A 16,455-nucleotide genomic window follows, 5' to 3' on the forward strand; every position below is an offset into this window, starting at 1 on the left:
CCCAGAGAAACGTTCATAAGCGAGGCATTTCTCTGTGCCTCTGTGTCTCTGTGGTGAATGGTTTTCAACCATCGCTACGCCCTCACCGGCATACCTGCCGCCTTGTCGGCCGCCCACGGCGCCGGCTTGCGCACGGCCGGCCAGACCGGGTTTTCGATGGTCAGCGCCAGTTGCCGCGCCATTTCGACCATGCCGGCATAACCGGCGTAGGCGTACTCGCGCTCCTGATTGATATCGAGGAACGGAATGCGCGCCTTCAGCGCCGTGTAGAGGTTGCGGCCGCCGGCGATCAGCACGTCGGCGCCGCCTTCGTGGTAGGTCTTGAGCAGACCGGCCGGGTTGCCGTCCTCAATCATGTGCGCGTCCTCGCCCATCAGGTCGCGGATGCGTTCCTTGTCGTCTTCGGTCGACTTGCGCGTGCCGGTGGCGACGACTTCCATGCCGAGATCCTTGAGCGCCGAAACGATCGACCAGGATTTGACGCCGCCGGTGTAAAGCAGCGCCTTCTTTCCCTTGAGGCGAGTACGCCAGGGCTCGAGTTCGGCATTGACCTTGGCTTCTTCGCGGGCGATCAGGGCTTCGGTACGGGCGGCGAGATCGGAATCGCCGAGCAGGCGGGCGAATTCGCGCAGCGCATTCGACATGTCGGAAACGCCGTAAAAACTGCCTTCGAAGTACGGCACGCCGTGGCTCTCGTTGAGCCGGCGGGCGACGTTGAGCAGCGCGTTCGAGCAGACGACCATCGAGGCTTCGGCGCGGTGCATCGTTTGCACTTCGCGATAACGGGCATCGCCGGAGAGCGAGCCGATGATGCGCAGGCCGAGTTCGTCGAGCAGCGGCGCGACGTTCCAGAACTCGCCACGGATGTTGTATTCGGCGATCAGCGAGATGTCGTGCACCTTGATGCCGGGACGTTGCGCCGATTCGGGCACCGGGTCCGGCTCGCGCGTGCCGATCACGTAATCGAGCATGGCTTCGCCGGCGATGCGGTTGCCGAGTTTCTTGGAGCCGTAGAAGCCGGCCGAGTCGACCGGCACCACCGGCACGCCCCAGCGCTCCTCGGCCGCCTTGCAGATGGCGATCAGATCGTCGCCGATCATCGCCGTCACGCAGGTCGAATAGACAAAGACGGCGGCCGGCGCGTGCGTGTCGATGGCCTGCTTGATCGAATGGAACAGCCGCTTCTCGCTGCGCCCCATCACGATATCCTGCTCGGAGAGATCGGTCGTCATGCCGATCCTGAACAGCGACGGCCCGGTCGTGCGGGTACCGCGGTTATCCCACGAGTCGCCGGCACAGGCGATCGGCCCATGCACGATGTGCGCGACGTCAGCGATCGGGAACAGCGTAATCTGGGCGCCGTCGAACGAGCAACCGCCCGCCGTGGCACCGGGTTTCGGACGCGTGCAACCGCCCTTGGCCTTGTTCGCGTTGTTCGAACAGGCCGGCTCGTTGATCAGAAGTGCAATGTCGCTTGCTTTCATGGTGGCATCCTTTCGGGCCTATCCATGCAATCGCTGTGCCAGCTGCAAGCCGATGATTTCCAATAGCTAAATCAGCTGGCGTTTGTGACGATCACGACAGGCGAAACGAACATTCGGGCCACGTTTGTCTGAAACGCGACATCGCCGGACAAGCGTGCCGAACATGCCATTCATTCGCTTGCCCAACGTCTGTCATACGCCGCTCCCATCGACGCTGGAGAACCGTTGGGTGGAATCGGCCACGGCATCGGATCGACAGGAGATTTGTTGAGCACGACACCCTGTGGACAGACTCTTGCTAGAGGAGAGGTGTGTCACTCCGTGTCTTGAGGCCGCCATGCTGAACGAACTCGCTCCCCCGATACACCATTCATCCCGGCCTGCCGAACTGGCAACGCTGGCCATCGTCTGCGTCATCGATCAGTCGCTGCGCCAGAACCGCCTCCCGGTCATTCGAGGCCTCAGTCGGGACGGGCTCGACAGGCTACTCGACAACTGCTGCCCAGGGGTTATTGCCAGCCCGGGAACACCAACGCCGGACACACCGGCTCTCGTCGACGAATTTGACGATCTCGTCGAACTGCTGCTCGAACATTCTGCCGATCTCGGCGAACCGGGCCGCTGGCTGGTCCACGCCATCGCCACCGCCGCGATGGGCGAAAACCACCTGTGGCAGGACATGGGCCTGCCCAACCGCGCCGTCCTCAGCGAACTGATGCAAACCCATTTCCCGGCGCTTGCCGCGAGGAACGTCGGCGACATGAAGTGGAAGAAATTCTTCTACCGCCAGCTGTGCGAACGCGCCGACGTGCTCATCTGCAAATCGCCGAACTGCGCCGACTGCTGCGACTACCGCATCTGCTTTGGCCCCGAGAACTGATCGCCCCATGGACATCGACATCGGCTTCGCCCACGAAAACGACATCGAACCGCTCTGCGATCTGTTGAGTGAATTGTTCGCGCTGGAAAGCGACTTCACGCCGGACCGCGACAAGCAACGGCGCGGCCTGCGCCTGATCCTCGACAACCCGCCAATCGGGCAGTTGTTCGTGCTGCGCATCGCCGGTGAGATCGCCGGCATGGCCAACGCCCTGATCACCGTCAGCACCGCCGAAGGCCGGCCGGTCGTCCTGCTCGAAGACGTCATCGTCAAGGCCGCGTACCGAGGCCGGCAGCTCGGGCGGCGTCTCGTCGAACACGTCTTCGACTGGGCGCGCGCCAACGGCATGCCGCGCGTCACGCTGCTCGCGGACAAGGACAATGCCCCCGCCCTCGCCTTTTACCAACGCCTCGGTTTCGGCCGCTCCGCCATGACGGTGTTGCGGAAGAACCTGTCCGAATAGCAAGCAGAGTCTCGCCCTCTTGACCATGTAATCTCGGTGCACCTGACCATGGCGGTTCCATAGGATGATGATTGGCCTTGAATACGGGGAAAAAGATGCTTGAATCGAAAGGTAAATAGTCATCCTTTACAGCATATAACCCCTGTGACAACTGATCGCGAAACTTAGACTTGCGTCAAAGGTCAGGGGTGTTTCTCGAGAGGTACGCCATGAATACCAAGAGCATTGAGAAAAACTTCCTGCTGTGCGCCGCCTTATCAGGCGCACTCTTTCTTTGGTCTTGCGGCGGCAGTGGCGGTGGGGGCAGTAGTGGTAGCAGCACGCCCACCGGGACGGTGAATGTGCAGCTTACTGATTCGCCTGCCTGCGGTTTTAACAGCGTAAATATCACCGTCGATCATGTGGAAATTTCTGCAGATGGAAATAGCTGGACGACTATCCCGGTTGACTCGGCGGTGGGGCGCATCGACTTGCTTAGTCTGACCAATGGCGTGCTGGTTACCTTGGGGCAGACACCTCTCCCTGCGGGAACATACCAGCAGGTACGGCTGGTTCTGAAAGAGAATGGCAGTGCAGCGCCTTGGGCCAATTCGGTGGTGATTACGGGTGCGACATCCGAAACGGCACTCAAGACACCCAGTGCGCAACAAAGCGGTTACAAGATCATAGGGCCCTTCACGGTGCAGGAAGGGAAACTTACCGATCTGGTTCTCGACTTTGATGCATGCAAGTCCGTCGTGGTAGCAGGCAAGAGTGGGCAATATCTGCTGAAGCCTGTGGTGACCGCCATTGCCAAGGATGCCAGCGGGTCGATTTCAGGAACGACGGTAGCAAACTCGCAAGTACTCGCCGAACAGCAATCGACATCCGGCCCGGTCGTAGTAAAGGGCACTGTGGCTGATTCCACAGGCGCGTTCACCCTGGCGTTCATGGAAAGCGGCAGCAACGTTGATGTCGTGGTCGTTCCACCGCCGACGGCAATGCGTGCTACGGCGATTGTTCAAAACGTTCCAGTCGCCACGGGAGCCGCCACCAGTATTGGTAACATCAACCCGGCGACCAGCACCATCAATACCGTATCGGGTACTGTCACGGAGAAATCGACAGGGTCGGCGATTGCAGCCAACCTCGTGGCAGAACAGACGATTACCGGCACGAATCGAACCTATGTGGTCACTTCAACAGTAACCGATACGGGGCCTTACAGCATACCGCTGGCCGCCTCCGGACCGTGGGTGGGAACCTTCGGTTCGCTGCCGATACTGTTGATCCAAGACATAGCCGTCGCTGACGTCGGGGTCTACAGCATCACGGCAACGGATGCGCTTGGTTATTCGTCGACCCAACAGACCAACGTGAGCACAGGGCCGGCGTCCGTCAACTTTAATCTCGGGCCATAACCCAAAACGGGAAGGGCGAACCGCAAGGTCTACCCTTCCCGTTTCATATCTCTCGACTGCGTTTTTAACGCATGAACAATGGAATGAACTTATTCCCCAAATAATGGAAGTCCACAAGGGGAAGATCGGACGGCTGAGCACTTACCGCCGTCCGTCGTGATGTGTCAGTAGATTGTCCCCACCGTCGAGGTCAGTTCTCCGTTGATAACATTGACCTGGTAGCCTGTCTCATTACCCACGGCCGGTATCTTTTGCACTTTGACATTCGTAAATGTGAGGGGCTGCCCCGGGGAAACAACCAGCTGACTACCTGAACCTACGCTCAGAACGTAGGCAGCCCCACTGACACCCGGATTGACGATGCTTTTGTAGCTGTATTTTGGGGCGGCCGCCGACGAAACCGTCTTGTCATCATATTCCATCAACAAAGCTGTTTCCTGATCGACGCCAATTGCACGCGCATTGGGCGTATTAGTCCATTTGTCATTGATGACGCGAGCCAGGAAGGTAACCAATCGCCCCATGCGGTCACGGGTATCGAAGTGTGAATCGGTGACCGTCGACACGAGGGGAGGAAAAGGCGTTCTGTCGCGCCAGAAATCACGTCTTAACGCCACGCACCTTGAGTAAGGGTCGGCCAATGCATCCAAGGAAGTGATCGTGCATGGGTCAGCGGTATAAACGAACTCGCTGAGGATCATCATTCCCGCACTGGTTCCGCCAATCGGAACACTTCGGTTCTTGACCTGCTCCGACACCAGGCGTTCCAGTAGCGAGCCTTTCCAGAAATTGTAGTAATCGCCTTGATCGCCACCGGTGAGCCAGATCGCGCCAGCGTTCCGGATATAGGGTTCGATGGCGGGGTCGTTAGCGGTCTCGATAGTAGGGACCACCAGTGTTACTACCGAGGCTACAGCGCCGAGTTTGTTGATATAACTATCGTACGAGGGATTACCGCCGGCACGGATAACGACAAAATTTCCCAGTCTGCCCATACTGCCGTCGCCGCATTGGGTCATCTTGGCAATCATCCAGCTGTAGGCGTCTTTGACATCAATACCGCCGCCCATCAGTACAGCGGTTCGTGTACGCAGAGGAACACCGCCACAGGGCAGGTAATCGACCGGCTTGCCATGCTGATAGATACTCAGCTGCGACTTGTTGGCTGCCTTGACCGGCCCGATACCCGTGGCGAGCGCAACAACGACGACCGTCGTAGCCGTCATTAAATCTTTTATCCCGGAGTGCGGTTGTTTACGAGCGGAAAAAAGCCATTGCGCGAACAATTTCATTTTCATCTCCTCGTTTTTACTCCCCAGAAAACAGCGCTCAACGAATGGGGCATGACCTACTTTTTTATACAGCTTTACGGAAGTAAAGAGATAGATCCTCTTTACCACAGCGCCAGGTTCTCTTTTGTCAAAATAGAGCATGAAACGCTCAGGCAGCAAGTGATTGCCATGCTTTGATTCGCCGTCACACAATCGCAAGAAGGATGAATGTCAGCGACGGGCAACGACAGCCGGCCATCGACCTGTCGTGAATCCGCAAGAGCGTGAAATGGCCGGGGTGGCGTAAAATGCCGCCCCATGACTGAACTGATACTCAAACCGGGCAAGGAGCGTTCGCTCTTTCGCCGTCATCCCTGGATTTTCGAAGGCTCCGTGGCCCACCTGAACGGGCGGGCGCGACCGGGCGATACCGTTGATGTGATTGACGACAACGGGCGCCGGCTGGCGCGGGCCGCGTGGAGTCCGAAGTCGCAGATTCGCGCACGCGTGTGGAGCTTCGATCCGGACGCGATCATCGACGACGCCTTCTTCAAGCGGCGCGTCGCCGAGGCCTTGGCACGGCGCGAGGCCATGCCGCAACTCGCCGGACAAGAGGGCATGCGCCTGATTCACGGCGAATCGGACGGTCTGCCGGGCGTCATCGCCGACCGCTACGGCGACACGATCTGCCTGCAGCTCACCGCCGCCGGCCCCGACAAATGGCGCAACGCCATCGTCGGCGCGCTGGTCAAGGCGACGGGCGTGGCCCGCATCTACGAGCGTTCGGATTCGGACGTGCGCGGCCTCGAAGGACTGGAGCCGGTCACCGGCTGGGTGCATGGCGAGGCGCCGGAAGCGAAGCTGTCCATCGACGAAAACGGTGTGCGGCTCGGCGTCGATGTCGTCGGCGGCCACAAGACGGGCTTCTATCTCGACCAGCGCGACAACCGCCTGCTGACACGCGATCTGGCCAAAGGGAAATCGGTGCTCAACTGTTTCTGCTACACCGGCGGCTTTTCGCTGCAGGCGCTCGCCGGCGGCGCGGCCAGCGTGGTGTCGATCGACTCGTCCGGCCCGGCGCTCGCCGGCGCACAGGCCAATCTGGCGACGAATCCGCAACTCGACGCATCACGCGCCGAATGGCTTGAAGCCGATGTATTCGAGGCGTTGCGCGTGTTCAGGAAAGAGGGACGCCGCTTCGACCTGATCGTCCTCGACCCGCCGAAGTTTGCGCCCTCGGCGGCGCACGCCGACCGTGCCGCGCGGGCTTACAAGGACATCAACCTGCTCGGCTTCCGCCTGCTCAATCCGGGCGGCTATCTGATGACCTACTCGTGCTCCGGTGGTATCGGGCTGGAGTTGTTCCAGAAGATCGTCGCCGGCGCCGCCGTCGATGCCGGGCGCGACGCGCGCATCCTGCGCCGCCTCTCCGCCGGCCCCGACCATCCCATCGCCCTCCACTTCCCGGAAGGCGAGTACCTCAAGGGGCTGCTTGTTCAGGCGGATTAACGCTGTAAACCGCTTTTAACGCAGAGGGCGCAGAGATACAGAGATCGCAGAGAAAAAAACGGGGAACAAAACTTGTCGTTTTGTTCCCCGTTTTTTGGTTTTCTCTGCGCCCTCTGCGTCGAAAGCGGTTCTCCTGACGTTCAGTCGATCTCGATCCGCTTCACATCGCCGAGGATGAAGACGTACGAGAAGACGCCGAGCATGGCGGCTGCGCCAACGTAGGTCAGCGCATAGAAGAACGAACCGGTCGCCGAGACGATGAAGCCGATGACGAGCGGCGTCAGGATGCCGGACAGGTTGGTGCAGAAATTGAACAAGCCGCCGGTCAGGCCCATCAGCTTTTTCGGTGCCACGTCGGTGATCAGCGTCCAGCCGAGGCCGACCATGCCCTGACCGAAGAAGGCAACGGACAGGATGGCGATGACAAGTTGGTCGCTCTCGACGAAGTTGGCCCCAATAATCGTTGAAGCCAGCACCAGACCGCCCACGATGGGCAGCTTGCGGGCAATATTGGCTGAACCGGTGCTCTTGAGCAGACGATCCGAAATCCAGCCACCGAACATGACGCCGATCGCGGCCGCGAGGAACGGCATGATGGCGAAAAAGCCGACCTTGATCCAGCCCATGTGCCGCTCGGTCGCCAGGTACGTCGGGAACCAGGTCAGGAAGAAGACGAGCACGGTATTGCCGGCGAACTGGCCAATCGAGGCGCCGAGGATCTGGCGGTATTTCAGCAAGCGGCCAGCACTGGCCAGCGTAAACGGTGTTTTTGTCTTGCTCTGCACTTCAAGACCACCACCGGCGGCGATGTAATCGAGTTCCGCCTTGTTAACCTTCTTGCAGTCTTTCGGCTCGCGATAAATCTTCCACCAGAAAATCGCAAAGACAATACCGACAGCCCCGACGATGATGAACAGCGCGCGCCAGCCAAAGCTGCCGAGAATCCAGAACAGCAGCGGCGAGAAGCAGGCGAGGCCCAAGTATTCGCCAACCGTGTAGATCGCGGTCGCGCGTGCACGTTCCTGCTGCGGGAACCAGGTGCTGACAACGCGGCTGTTGGTCGGGAAGCACGGGGCTTCGCTGACGCCAAGGCCAAAGCGGAACAGCAACAGCGATTTCAGACCGACGGCTGCGCCCTGCAAAGCCGTAAACGCCGACCAGAATGTCAATGCCAGAAAATAGGTGATCTTGCTGCCGAAGCGGTCAAGAAACACGCCCCCCGGCACCTGGGCGAGAACGTAGGTCCACGAAAACGCCGAGAAAACGACGCCCATCACCGCCGCGCTGATGCCGAGTTCCTGCGTCATCGTCGGAGCTGCGATACCGAGCACGGTTCGATCGAGATAGTTGATCATGGTGCCGATCGCCAACAGGGCGAGCATGACAAAACGCACACGCGTGGCCCCTTGTTGTGGTGCTGACGTCGCGGCCTGAACTTCTGCCGCGACTTCATCTTCGGTCGAAACCGTTGTTGCTAAGCTATTCATGCATGACTCCATGCGCCGGGTTGCTGAAGCCGAACGGCCAGTGGCGCTTTCTGGCCGAACATTTTGTGAAACAAGACAACGAATTGGCAAAAAAAAACGCGGCAAAGCGACCGTTCGAACCCGATCACCTTACCGCGTCGAATCACCTTTTTTATTAGAAGCTGTACGGCCGGTGCAGCCAGTCTTTTACGACCTTCACGTCACGCTCCGGCAGGTAGCTGAAGCCGGATTGTACATCGTCGATCACCGCACTAGCGACGGCGTGCGGCACGGTCTTTGTCGTTAGCATATGAAAGAACCAGGCCATCGGGTAGCCGATCTGGCGGTCGAACTTCTGGATCACCTGATACAGCGCCAGCCCTTTCGCGCCATAGACGATCTCGAATTTCGGCGGAAAACCGTTCATCGCGCACACTGGCGTCGCCTGCAGGATGGTCTGCTGGAAGCGGTCGAGATATTCGCGCACGGCCACCACCCAGTGATTGCTGAACTGCGTCGTATTGCCGGCGCTGCTTGCCTGCCAGGCGTCGAAAAAGCGATGCACGATCTGCGGCTCCGGCTTCTGGGCGGCCATGCGGCGAAGGAAATCGGACACATCGACGATCCGGCGCAAACTGTAGAACGGCGTCCCGACCGGGATCGTCAGGCTTTTTCCCGAATCGCCGCTCGGCGGCTCGTACAGTTCTTCGAGGCTGCCCGGCTCATCGCCGGAAAACAGCTCGTGACTGACGACTTCCTGCAACTCCTCGATTTCGATCTGGATGAAATCGGCCGCCTGTGACCCGGTCGCGGCAACAAGGTAATGCGTTTTGCCTAGGTAACGGGTCGCCTTAAAGCCGCTCTCCAGGTAGGCATCGACAAGCGCGTGGATGTCGTCGCCGTGCGCCGCCAGTTCGGCTTCCGCCCACAGTGCCAGATCGTCGGCGATATGTGCGCCAGCCGCATCGACCACGCCTCCGAGCCGATACCAGCCGCCGCGGGTCAAAACATCGCGAAAGTTGAAATCGGAAAGGATCGACGAGAGCTCGCGGGCAAGGCCCGAGGCGCCGGTCGAGACGGGCACCTTGGCGCACAGCAGCGCCACCGCCTTGTCGAGTTCGTACCCCTTGGCGAACGGCAGCGCGATTTCGGCGTTCATTCGACATCCCCTTCGCACAGGGCAACGACGATGCCACTCGCCTGCTCGGAATCGTTGGTCAGGTTCAGGCAATGGCCGCCGGAATTGACGTAGTAAAGACGGCAGAAATCGTTTGCCGCAACATGCTGGATGCGCGACGGAATGTCATCGTCGCTGCAGATGGAAAAATGAACGTCGGGGAACGTCCGGCGCAGATGGGATGCCAACTGGTCGCTGTAATCCCTGGCGTGACTGGCCACCTGATCCATCACTTTAGGTAGCAAAGAAGCCTCGATCATTCCTCTTCCTCCACTAATTCAGCGTATTTTTCGAGTGACGGCGGCTTGACGCCCATGACCTTGGCAAGCCAGGGCGGCGGGCTGTCCAGCGATTTTTGCAGGCGCGACATGACTGCCCGCGCCGATTCGGCACGCGGAATCTTGACCGGATGTACCCCTGCGCGAACGACCTTGGCCGCCGCCGGCCCGCCGATCGACTGGACACAGACGACTTGGCAATCGGCGACAAGTTGCGCCCGCGCTGCGTTTCGGTCGTCTTCATCGTGGTCAGCTTCCAGCGTCGGACGCACCGCGATGAGGCGCAACTCGCTCGTCGTCAGCTGATAAATCAGGAAATTGACACAGGAGCCGAAATGTCCGTCGAGCACCTCCCCCGCGTTCGAGGCACAGGCTACCCGGATCGACGCCGGCATGTCGCCGTCGGTGTAGGCGTCGACGATGGGAAGGTCGCTGCCCGAAACGTCTTCGCCCCAGAGCAGGCGAACGGCCCGCTTGAGCGCGTCGTCATCGACGCCGATCACGCAATTCTCATCGGCGTGGTCACCGGCCAGAATCTCCCGCAGATCGGTCACGGTAATACTGGCGAGCTTGGTTTCGGTCAGGGGCAAATCGAGTCTGTTGGCCAGCGCCTGAACCAGCCCGGGAACGCTGACGCTGTTGAGTTCCTTGGCGGCCAGCCCCATGCGTAAAGCGGCTTCACGCGTCATTGATGCAGACATGATTTCCTCCTGAAGGTGCCGGCCGCTAATTTGCTGCTCTGCGCGCCGGCACGTTGGTCTTGTTAAGACATGGTTAGAGATAAACGATGCAACTGTCGCCCGACGGGCAGGTGTCCTGACACTTAGGCGAGTCGGCGACGCCGTCGCATTCGGTGCAGGTATCGGCATTGATTTTGAAGATACCGCCCTTCTCGACGATTGACTTGGTCGGACAAACGGCGGCGCAATCGCCGCAGGATGCACATTCCGCCTGAACAATCTTCATTGCCATGATGCTTCTCCTTGCTTGGCTTGGGGGTTGATAAACCTTGAAATACGACGTCCGGCTATTTACTCGACGCCGTCGATGCGCTTGGCACGGACTGAATACGGCAACCGTTCCGGCGCGACCTGGGGTTCGATGTAGTAAATGCCGCCGTTGCCGAGCTTGATTTCTCCGCCCCACTTCTCGGGAGAGTCAAACTCCATCGAGACGATGCTGTCCTCGATGTCGCGCTTCGGCATGTAAAACACGTATCCCTTGTCGCTCTTGCGGATCATGATGTTGGCCATGATTTCTTCCCATTAGGAGTGAGGACCGGAAGGCCAGGGCTCCTCTCCTGACCTTCCCTTCCTCTCTGACCGGCCCGCTTAGCGGATGAGGTCAAAGTTGTAGTCCGTCTTGCCGAGCAGCTTGGTTTCCTGATCGAGTTGCTCCAGAACCGCGTTGGTCAGCGTGGTGAGGATGTACATGCCACCCTCGTAGCCCAGCGTCGTCATGCGGTGCAGGTGGTGACGGTCGAAGATCGGGAAGCCGAGACGGATCAGCGGTACTTCGAACTCCGGCCCCTTGTACAGCGTGTCGCGCTGGATGAACTTGCCGAGGCTGCTACCGATGATGAAATCGGGCTTGTCGGTGAAGCACAGGCTGCGCAGGTGCCAGAGATCGCATCCCGGATACAGCTTGGCATGGATGCCGTAGGGCGAGTCCTCGAGCATCTTCTTCATCGCCTTTTCCCAACGCTTGTTGCTGTTGTTGCAGACGATGTGGGTCGGTTCGATACCCAGTTCGAGCATGAACTTGACGAGGCCCATGACGAAGTCCGGATCGCCGAAGACGGCCATCTTCTTGCCGTGCAGCCACTGGTGCGAGTCGGTCATCATGTCGATGAGGCGGCCGCGCTCCTTGGTGATCGACGCCGGAACTTCCTTGCCGGTGGCTTCGGACACCTTCATCAGGAACGCATCGGTCCACTCGACGCCCATCGGGATGTTGAGCTTCGGAATTTCGTGGTTCCAGGTGTTTTCGATGAACTTCTTCGACTTTTCCAGCGTCGTCGATTGCAGCATGAAGGTAGTGATGGCGTTCGGCGCGTCCTGCACTTCCTCGATCGTCGTGCCGCCGGCGTACATTTCGTACTCGCCGGTCGCCGGGGTGTCGAGCACCTCGTCTGGATCGCAGAGATAGGTGTAATCGACGCCCATCTCATTCATGTAGCGCTTGATGACGCGGTAGTTGCCCAGGTAGGTTTCGAAGCCCGGCACGATGTTGATCTTGCCGTTCTTGCCCGGTGCCTTGTCTTCCATCTTGCCGTTCGTGAAGTACTTGACGATCCCCTCGAACATGTTGTCCCAGCCGGTGACGTGCGAACCGACGAAGGACGGCGTGTTGGCGTAGGGAACGGGGAAGTCCTTGTCGACGTAGCCTTCCTTCTTGGCATTGCCGATGAAGGCGCCCAGGTCGTCACCGATGACTTCGGCGATACACGTCGTGCACACGGCGATCATCTTTGCGTCATACAGCTTGGTCGCGTTCTGCAAACCTTCATGCACGTTCTTCTGGCCACCGAACACCGCCGCGTCTTCCGTCATCGAGTCGGCGATGAAAGCGATCGGCTCCTTGAAGTGACGGTTGAAGTAGGTGCGGAAGTAGGCCACGCAACCTTGCGACCCGTGGATGTAGACCATGGTCTTTTCGAAACCAAGACCGCAGAGAGCGCCGCCGAGCGGCTGGCAGGCCTTGGCCGCGTTGACGGTCAGGGCTTCGCGCTTGAAGTTGAGGTCCTGATACTCCTTGGTGGTCGTCCACTCGAACACCTCGGCGACCTTTTCCTTCGGATGACGTTCTTCGTAGGCGCGCTTGGTCTCGAAGATGTTCTGATATTCCGGCTCGTTGAAGAGCGGGAAACAGGGTTTGACTTTTTCGGTGGTTTGCATTTCGCTTCTCCTGACCCGGCCAACTAGCTGTGGACGCGGGTCGAAAGGTGATTCTGTTTGCCGCAACCGCTTCGATTACGCGGCCTTGGCATCGTCGGCGCTCCGGAAAACGTCAGGCCACCTTCTGCTCGGCCTCGACTTCCTCCTGTTGCCACGGAGCCTTGAACATCGACCAGCACGGGTTGTTCACCGTCATGTCCATGTCACGGGCGAAGACGGCGAAACCGTCATAGCCGTGGTACGGGCCGGAGTAATCCCACGAGTGCATCTGGCGGAACGGCACGCCCATCTTGTGGAAGGCATACTTTTCCTTGATCCCGGAACCGACGAGGTCAGGCTTGACCTGGCGCACGAATTCTTCGAGCTCGTACCCGGTCGCATCGTCGTAGATCAGGGTGGCGTCCTTCATCTCCTTGATCGTGCGGTCGTAGTCGTCGTTGTGCGCGAACTCGTAGCCGGCGCCGACCACTTCCATGCCGAGGTCCTCGTAGGCGCCGATGGTGTGGCGCGGACGCAGGCCGCCGACGTAGAGCATGACTTTCTTGCCTTCGAGACGCGGCTTGTACTTGGCGATGATGGCATCCATCATCGGTTGGTACTTGGCGATCACGCGCTCGGCACCTTCCTTGATCGTGTCGTCAAAGTGCGAGGCGATTTCGCGCAGACTCTCGGCGATCTTGGACGGACCGAAGAAGTTGTATTCCATCCAGGGGATGTTGTACTTTTCTTCCATGTGCCGCGCGATGTAGTTCATCGAACGGTAGCAGTGCAGAAGGTTGAGCTTGACCTTCGGCGTATTCTCGATTTCGACGATGGTGCCGTCGCCCGACCACTGGGCAACCACGTTGAGGCCCATCTCTTCGAGCAGGATGCGCGAGGCCCAGGCATCGCCGCCGATGTTGTAGTCACCGAGGATGGCCACGTCGTAGGGCGTGCCTTCGTCGAGCTTGCCGTCACGCGCCGGCAGAATCCAGTCACGGATGGCATCGTTCGAAATGTGGTGACCGAGCGATTGCGACACACCCCGGAAACCTTCGCAGCGCACCGGCACGACAGTTTTTCCAATCTCGGCCGCCTTTTTCTTGGAGACGGCTTCAATGTCGTCACCGATCAGGCCAATCGGACACTCGGACTGTACCGAGAGCGCCTTGGAGAGCGGGAACAGCCCTTCCACTTCGTCGATCAGCTTGGCGAGTTTCTTGTCGCCACCGAAAACAACGTCCTTCTCCTGGAAATCGGAGGAGAACATCACGTCGCAAAACGAATCGACGCCAGAGATGCCCGCAAAGTAGTTACGGCGACCGCCACGCGAATACTGGCCACAGCCGATCGGGCCGTGCGAAATGGCGATGATGTCCTTGAACGGCCCCCAAACCACACCCCGTGCGCCGGCGTAAGCACAACCGCGCTGCGTCATGACCCCCGGCACCGACTTGCGGTTCGAGGTGATGCACTTCTTCGACTGGGTGATGGTCTTGTCGTTGACCATGAGGTGTTTGGCGCGGTCTTTCTTCGCCTTCTCTGGATAAACCTCAAGCACCTCCTGGATGAGGGCTTCGGCTTCTTCGCGGTTGAGCAAACCCATTTTGCTTCTCCTTGACGGGTGTCGGTCTTTAGCCAGGCACGACACCCTTGGTCGTTGAATCAGATTGCTGTCAAAACAATGAGGTCACGGATCAGGCGACTGCTTCCGCCGCCAGTTCTGCAGCTGTCTTGCCGACGATCGATTCGTCTTCGGCTTCCATGATGCCGAATTCCATCAGCAGCTCTTCGAGCTCTTCCATTTCGAGCGGCGTCGGGATAACGAACAACTTGTTATCGACGATCTTCTTGGCCAGCGCACGGTACTCGTCGGCCTGCTTGGCGGTCGGATCGAATTCGATCACGGTCATGCGGCGGATTTCTGCGTGCTGAACGACGTTGTCACGCGGCACGAAGTGGATCATCTGCGTACCGAGCTTGGCGGCCAGCGCTTCGATCAACTCGTCTTCGCGGTCGGTCTTGCGGCTGTTGCAGATCAGACCAGCCAGACGGACGCTACCGGAGTTGGCGTACTTGACGATGCCCTTGGCGATGTTGTTGGCGGCGTACATGGCCATCATTTCGCCGGAGCAGACGATGTAGATTTCCTGCGCCTTGTTCTCGCGAATCGGCATGGCGAAACCACCGCACACCACGTCACCGAGAACGTCGTAGAAAACAAAGTCGAGCTCGTCGTCGTAAGCGCCTTCTTCTTCGAGGAAGTTAATGGCGGTGATAACGCCGCGGCCAGCGCAACCAACGCCTGGCTCAGGACCACCCGATTCAACGCACTTGACGCCGCCGTAACCGACGGCCAGTACGTCTTCGAGCTCAAGATCCTCGACCGAGCCGGCTTCGGCCGCAAGGTGCATAACCGTGTTTTGCGCCTTGCTGTGCAGGATGAGGCGGGTCGAGTCGGCTTTCGGGTCGCAACCAACGATCATCACTTTCTTGCCGGCTTCGGCAAGCGCCGCGACCAGATTTTGTGTTGTGGTAGACTTTCCGATACCACCTTTGCCATAAATGGCGGCTTGGCGCAGTTTTGCCATGGTGCAATCTCCTTTGTCTGTTTAACTTTCGGGTGAAGGACAATTTCCGTGTTCCCGAGCTATGATTCGCAAAGACCATGCCAACCTGGTTATTTATGGATAACTTGCTGAAATGAAAGAACTAATCCGTCGCACGACCGGTTTTGAGGTCGCGATGGAACCTGACAAAGACCACGTCGTTTGTAGTAGTACCGACAATGACACGGCCACCCTCCCCCGCTACGCGCGCCTACCCATCAACCGCTGCAACCTGCCGGCCATTATTCTCGGCAGCCTGACGTTCCAGCACGCGCCAGCGCCATTGCAGATCGATGGCGTCGCCGAGTTGCATCGGGATTTATTCCGCCGCCTCGACAATTGTGACGAGCGGGAAAAGCGGGCCGAGGTCTTCGGCGATTACCTGACGGTTCGCTTCTGCCTCGAAGACCTCGCAGAGGCCGGTCTGACCGAGCGTTCGGAAAAAAGGGCCAACGCCAACTGGATGCGCGTTCTGCGCGGCTGGAGCTTCAATTCGGACAGCCGCGAGGGCGCCATCCTCAAAGGATGGGTGGAGTCGCGCTTCGGCCTCTTGCCCCGCTTCCATAAAGAACCACTGCGCGACTTCTCGGGAGCCGCCTATCTGCGCTATCTGGAGATGCGTTCATCCGGCCTTTATGGAACAAACGCGCTGGAAAGCCAGCTCGACCTCGTGTTTTCATACGGCCAGTACGAATACCAGCGCAGCCAACAGGCCGGCGAATCGCTGCTGCTTTACCGTGGCATCAACCGGCTCAACGAACATGAAGTCCTTAGCAAAACCGGCAAGCGCCAGATCGTGTTGTTCAACAACCTGACCTCATTCACCGCCTCGCGCGAGCGGGCCAGCGAATTTGGCGACTACATCCTGTCCACGCGCGTACCAACCGACAAGATTTTTTTCCATCACGACCTGGTGCCCGGCGTTCTCAAGGGCGAAGACGAATATCTCGTCATCGGCGGCATCTACGACGTCGACATCCGGACTTTCTGACTTGTCGTAGACGCGACAAAACGGCCGCGGCGTAGTTCTTGCAAGAGACCG

General features: G+C 59.1%; 16 protein-coding genes. 5 read left to right on the top strand and 11 right to left on the bottom strand.

What is annotated here, in order from left to right:
• Positions 1 to 74: 74 nt before the first annotated feature.
• Complete coding sequence (gene nifE, locus GH659_RS00405) at positions 75 to 1,484, bottom strand: nitrogenase iron-molybdenum cofactor biosynthesis protein NifE (RefSeq protein WP_153108743.1); 1,410 nt, start codon at positions 1,482 to 1,484, stop codon at positions 75 to 77.
• Between the two features lie 337 nt (positions 1,485 to 1,821).
• Here nifE and GH659_RS00410 point away from each other — a divergent pair, with 337 nt between their 5' ends.
• The 3 genes from GH659_RS00410 (at position 1,822) to GH659_RS00420 (ending at position 4,227) form a co-directional block, all read left to right on the top strand.
• Positions 1,822 to 2,364 carry a nitrogen fixation protein NifQ gene (locus GH659_RS00410; RefSeq protein WP_153108744.1) on the top strand — a complete coding sequence of 181 codons (543 nt, stop codon included), beginning with the start codon at positions 1,822 to 1,824 and terminating at the stop codon, positions 2,362 to 2,364.
• Between the two features lie 7 nt (positions 2,365 to 2,371).
• On the top strand, positions 2,372 to 2,827 hold the full coding sequence (locus tag GH659_RS00415; protein ID WP_153108745.1) for a GNAT family N-acetyltransferase: 456 nt from the start codon (positions 2,372 to 2,374) through the stop codon (positions 2,825 to 2,827).
• A 209-nt stretch (positions 2,828 to 3,036) separates the two neighbouring features.
• Positions 3,037 to 4,227, top strand: a complete 1,191-nt coding sequence (locus tag GH659_RS00420; RefSeq protein ID WP_153108746.1) for a DUF4382 domain-containing protein — start codon at positions 3,037 to 3,039, stop codon at positions 4,225 to 4,227.
• Between the two features lie 164 nt (positions 4,228 to 4,391).
• On the opposite strand, the gene GH659_RS00425 is transcribed toward GH659_RS00420, so the two are convergent.
• The gene (locus tag GH659_RS00425) at positions 4,392 to 5,660 is read right to left on the bottom strand and encodes a cyanophycinase (protein WP_153108747.1); all 1,269 of its coding nucleotides are present in this window, start codon (positions 5,658 to 5,660) and stop codon (positions 4,392 to 4,394) included.
• A gap of 156 nt (positions 5,661 to 5,816) precedes the next feature.
• On the opposite strand from GH659_RS00425, the gene GH659_RS00430 reads away from it, so the two are divergent.
• Positions 5,817 to 7,007 carry a class I SAM-dependent rRNA methyltransferase gene (locus tag GH659_RS00430; protein WP_153108748.1) on the top strand — a complete coding sequence of 397 codons (1,191 nt, stop codon included), beginning with the start codon at positions 5,817 to 5,819 and terminating at the stop codon, positions 7,005 to 7,007.
• A gap of 140 nt (positions 7,008 to 7,147) precedes the next feature.
• Here GH659_RS00430 and GH659_RS00435 read toward each other — a convergent pair whose 3' ends face one another.
• The 9 genes from GH659_RS00435 to nifH form a co-directional block, all read right to left on the bottom strand.
• Complete coding sequence (locus GH659_RS00435; protein ID WP_153108749.1) at positions 7,148 to 8,494, bottom strand: MFS transporter; 1,347 nt, start codon at positions 8,492 to 8,494, stop codon at positions 7,148 to 7,150.
• Between the two features lie 154 nt (positions 8,495 to 8,648).
• Positions 8,649 to 9,632: a hypothetical protein gene (locus GH659_RS00440; protein WP_153108750.1), complete on the bottom strand. Its 984-nt coding sequence runs from the start codon at positions 9,630 to 9,632 to the stop codon at positions 8,649 to 8,651.
• A complete protein-coding gene (locus GH659_RS00445; RefSeq protein ID WP_153108751.1) occupies positions 9,629 to 9,910 on the bottom strand; it encodes a DUF6129 family protein in 282 nt (93 codons plus the stop codon). Before GH659_RS00445 ends, GH659_RS00440 begins: the two co-directional genes overlap by 4 nt.
• Positions 9,907 to 10,629 (bottom strand): dinitrogenase iron-molybdenum cofactor biosynthesis protein, encoded by a 723-nt coding sequence (locus GH659_RS00450; RefSeq protein ID WP_153108752.1) that lies wholly within the window; start codon positions 10,627 to 10,629, stop codon positions 9,907 to 9,909. Before GH659_RS00450 ends, GH659_RS00445 begins: the two co-directional genes overlap by 4 nt.
• A gap of 73 nt (positions 10,630 to 10,702) precedes the next feature.
• On the bottom strand, positions 10,703 to 10,900 hold the full coding sequence (locus GH659_RS00455; RefSeq protein ID WP_153108753.1) for a 4Fe-4S dicluster domain-containing protein: 198 nt from the start codon (positions 10,898 to 10,900) through the stop codon (positions 10,703 to 10,705).
• Between the two features lie 59 nt (positions 10,901 to 10,959).
• Entirely contained in the window at positions 10,960 to 11,181 is a 222-nt protein-coding gene (nifT, locus tag GH659_RS00460; protein WP_153108754.1) for a putative nitrogen fixation protein NifT, read from the bottom strand.
• Positions 11,182 to 11,259: 78 nt separating this feature from the next.
• Positions 11,260 to 12,825 (bottom strand): nitrogenase molybdenum-iron protein subunit beta, encoded by a 1,566-nt coding sequence (gene nifK / locus GH659_RS00465; RefSeq protein ID WP_153108755.1) that lies wholly within the window; start codon positions 12,823 to 12,825, stop codon positions 11,260 to 11,262.
• Positions 12,826 to 12,937: 112 nt separating this feature from the next.
• A complete protein-coding gene (nifD, locus tag GH659_RS00470; RefSeq protein ID WP_153108756.1) occupies positions 12,938 to 14,410 on the bottom strand; it encodes a nitrogenase molybdenum-iron protein alpha chain in 1,473 nt (490 codons plus the stop codon).
• 91 nt (positions 14,411 to 14,501) lie between these two features.
• Positions 14,502 to 15,395 (bottom strand): nitrogenase iron protein, encoded by an 894-nt coding sequence (gene nifH, locus GH659_RS00475; RefSeq protein ID WP_153108757.1) that lies wholly within the window; start codon positions 15,393 to 15,395, stop codon positions 14,502 to 14,504.
• A gap of 112 nt (positions 15,396 to 15,507) precedes the next feature.
• On the opposite strand from nifH, the gene GH659_RS00480 reads away from it, so the two are divergent.
• Entirely contained in the window at positions 15,508 to 16,404 is an 897-nt protein-coding gene (locus tag GH659_RS00480; RefSeq protein ID WP_211364049.1) for an NAD(+)--dinitrogen-reductase ADP-D-ribosyltransferase, read from the top strand.
• The last annotated feature ends 51 nt before the right edge of the window (positions 16,405 to 16,455 follow it).

This window comes from Propionivibrio limicola (assembly GCF_009469695.1).
Classification (GTDB): Bacteria; Pseudomonadota; Gammaproteobacteria; order Burkholderiales; family Rhodocyclaceae; genus Propionivibrio; species Propionivibrio limicola.

Excerpts from the sequence above, each read along its gene's own strand:
- nifE (WP_153108743.1), bottom strand. The coding sequence starts at position 1,484 with ATGAAAGCAAGCGACATTGCACTTCTGATCAACGAGCCGGCCTGTTCG.
- GH659_RS00410 (WP_153108744.1), top strand. The coding sequence starts at position 1,822 with ATGCTGAACGAACTCGCTCCCCCGATACACCATTCATCCCGGCCTGCC.
- GH659_RS00415 (WP_153108745.1), top strand. The coding sequence starts at position 2,372 with ATGGACATCGACATCGGCTTCGCCCACGAAAACGACATCGAACCGCTC.
- GH659_RS00420 (WP_153108746.1), top strand. The coding sequence starts at position 3,037 with ATGAATACCAAGAGCATTGAGAAAAACTTCCTGCTGTGCGCCGCCTTA.
- GH659_RS00425 (WP_153108747.1), bottom strand. The coding sequence starts at position 5,660 with ATGCTCTATTTTGACAAAAGAGAACCTGGCGCTGTGGTAAAGAGGATC.
- GH659_RS00430 (WP_153108748.1), top strand. The coding sequence starts at position 5,817 with ATGACTGAACTGATACTCAAACCGGGCAAGGAGCGTTCGCTCTTTCGC.
- GH659_RS00435 (WP_153108749.1), bottom strand. The coding sequence starts at position 8,494 with ATGAATAGCTTAGCAACAACGGTTTCGACCGAAGATGAAGTCGCGGCA.
- GH659_RS00440 (WP_153108750.1), bottom strand. The coding sequence starts at position 9,632 with ATGAACGCCGAAATCGCGCTGCCGTTCGCCAAGGGGTACGAACTCGAC.
- GH659_RS00445 (WP_153108751.1), bottom strand. The coding sequence starts at position 9,910 with ATGATCGAGGCTTCTTTGCTACCTAAAGTGATGGATCAGGTGGCCAGT.
- GH659_RS00450 (WP_153108752.1), bottom strand. The coding sequence starts at position 10,629 with ATGTCTGCATCAATGACGCGTGAAGCCGCTTTACGCATGGGGCTGGCC.
- GH659_RS00455 (WP_153108753.1), bottom strand. The coding sequence starts at position 10,900 with ATGGCAATGAAGATTGTTCAGGCGGAATGTGCATCCTGCGGCGATTGC.
- nifT (WP_153108754.1), bottom strand. The coding sequence starts at position 11,181 with ATGGCCAACATCATGATCCGCAAGAGCGACAAGGGATACGTGTTTTAC.
- nifK (WP_153108755.1), bottom strand. The coding sequence starts at position 12,825 with ATGCAAACCACCGAAAAAGTCAAACCCTGTTTCCCGCTCTTCAACGAG.
- nifD (WP_153108756.1), bottom strand. The coding sequence starts at position 14,410 with ATGGGTTTGCTCAACCGCGAAGAAGCCGAAGCCCTCATCCAGGAGGTG.
- nifH (WP_153108757.1), bottom strand. The coding sequence starts at position 15,395 with ATGGCAAAACTGCGCCAAGCCGCCATTTATGGCAAAGGTGGTATCGGA.
- GH659_RS00480 (WP_211364049.1), top strand. The coding sequence starts at position 15,508 with ATGAAAGAACTAATCCGTCGCACGACCGGTTTTGAGGTCGCGATGGAA.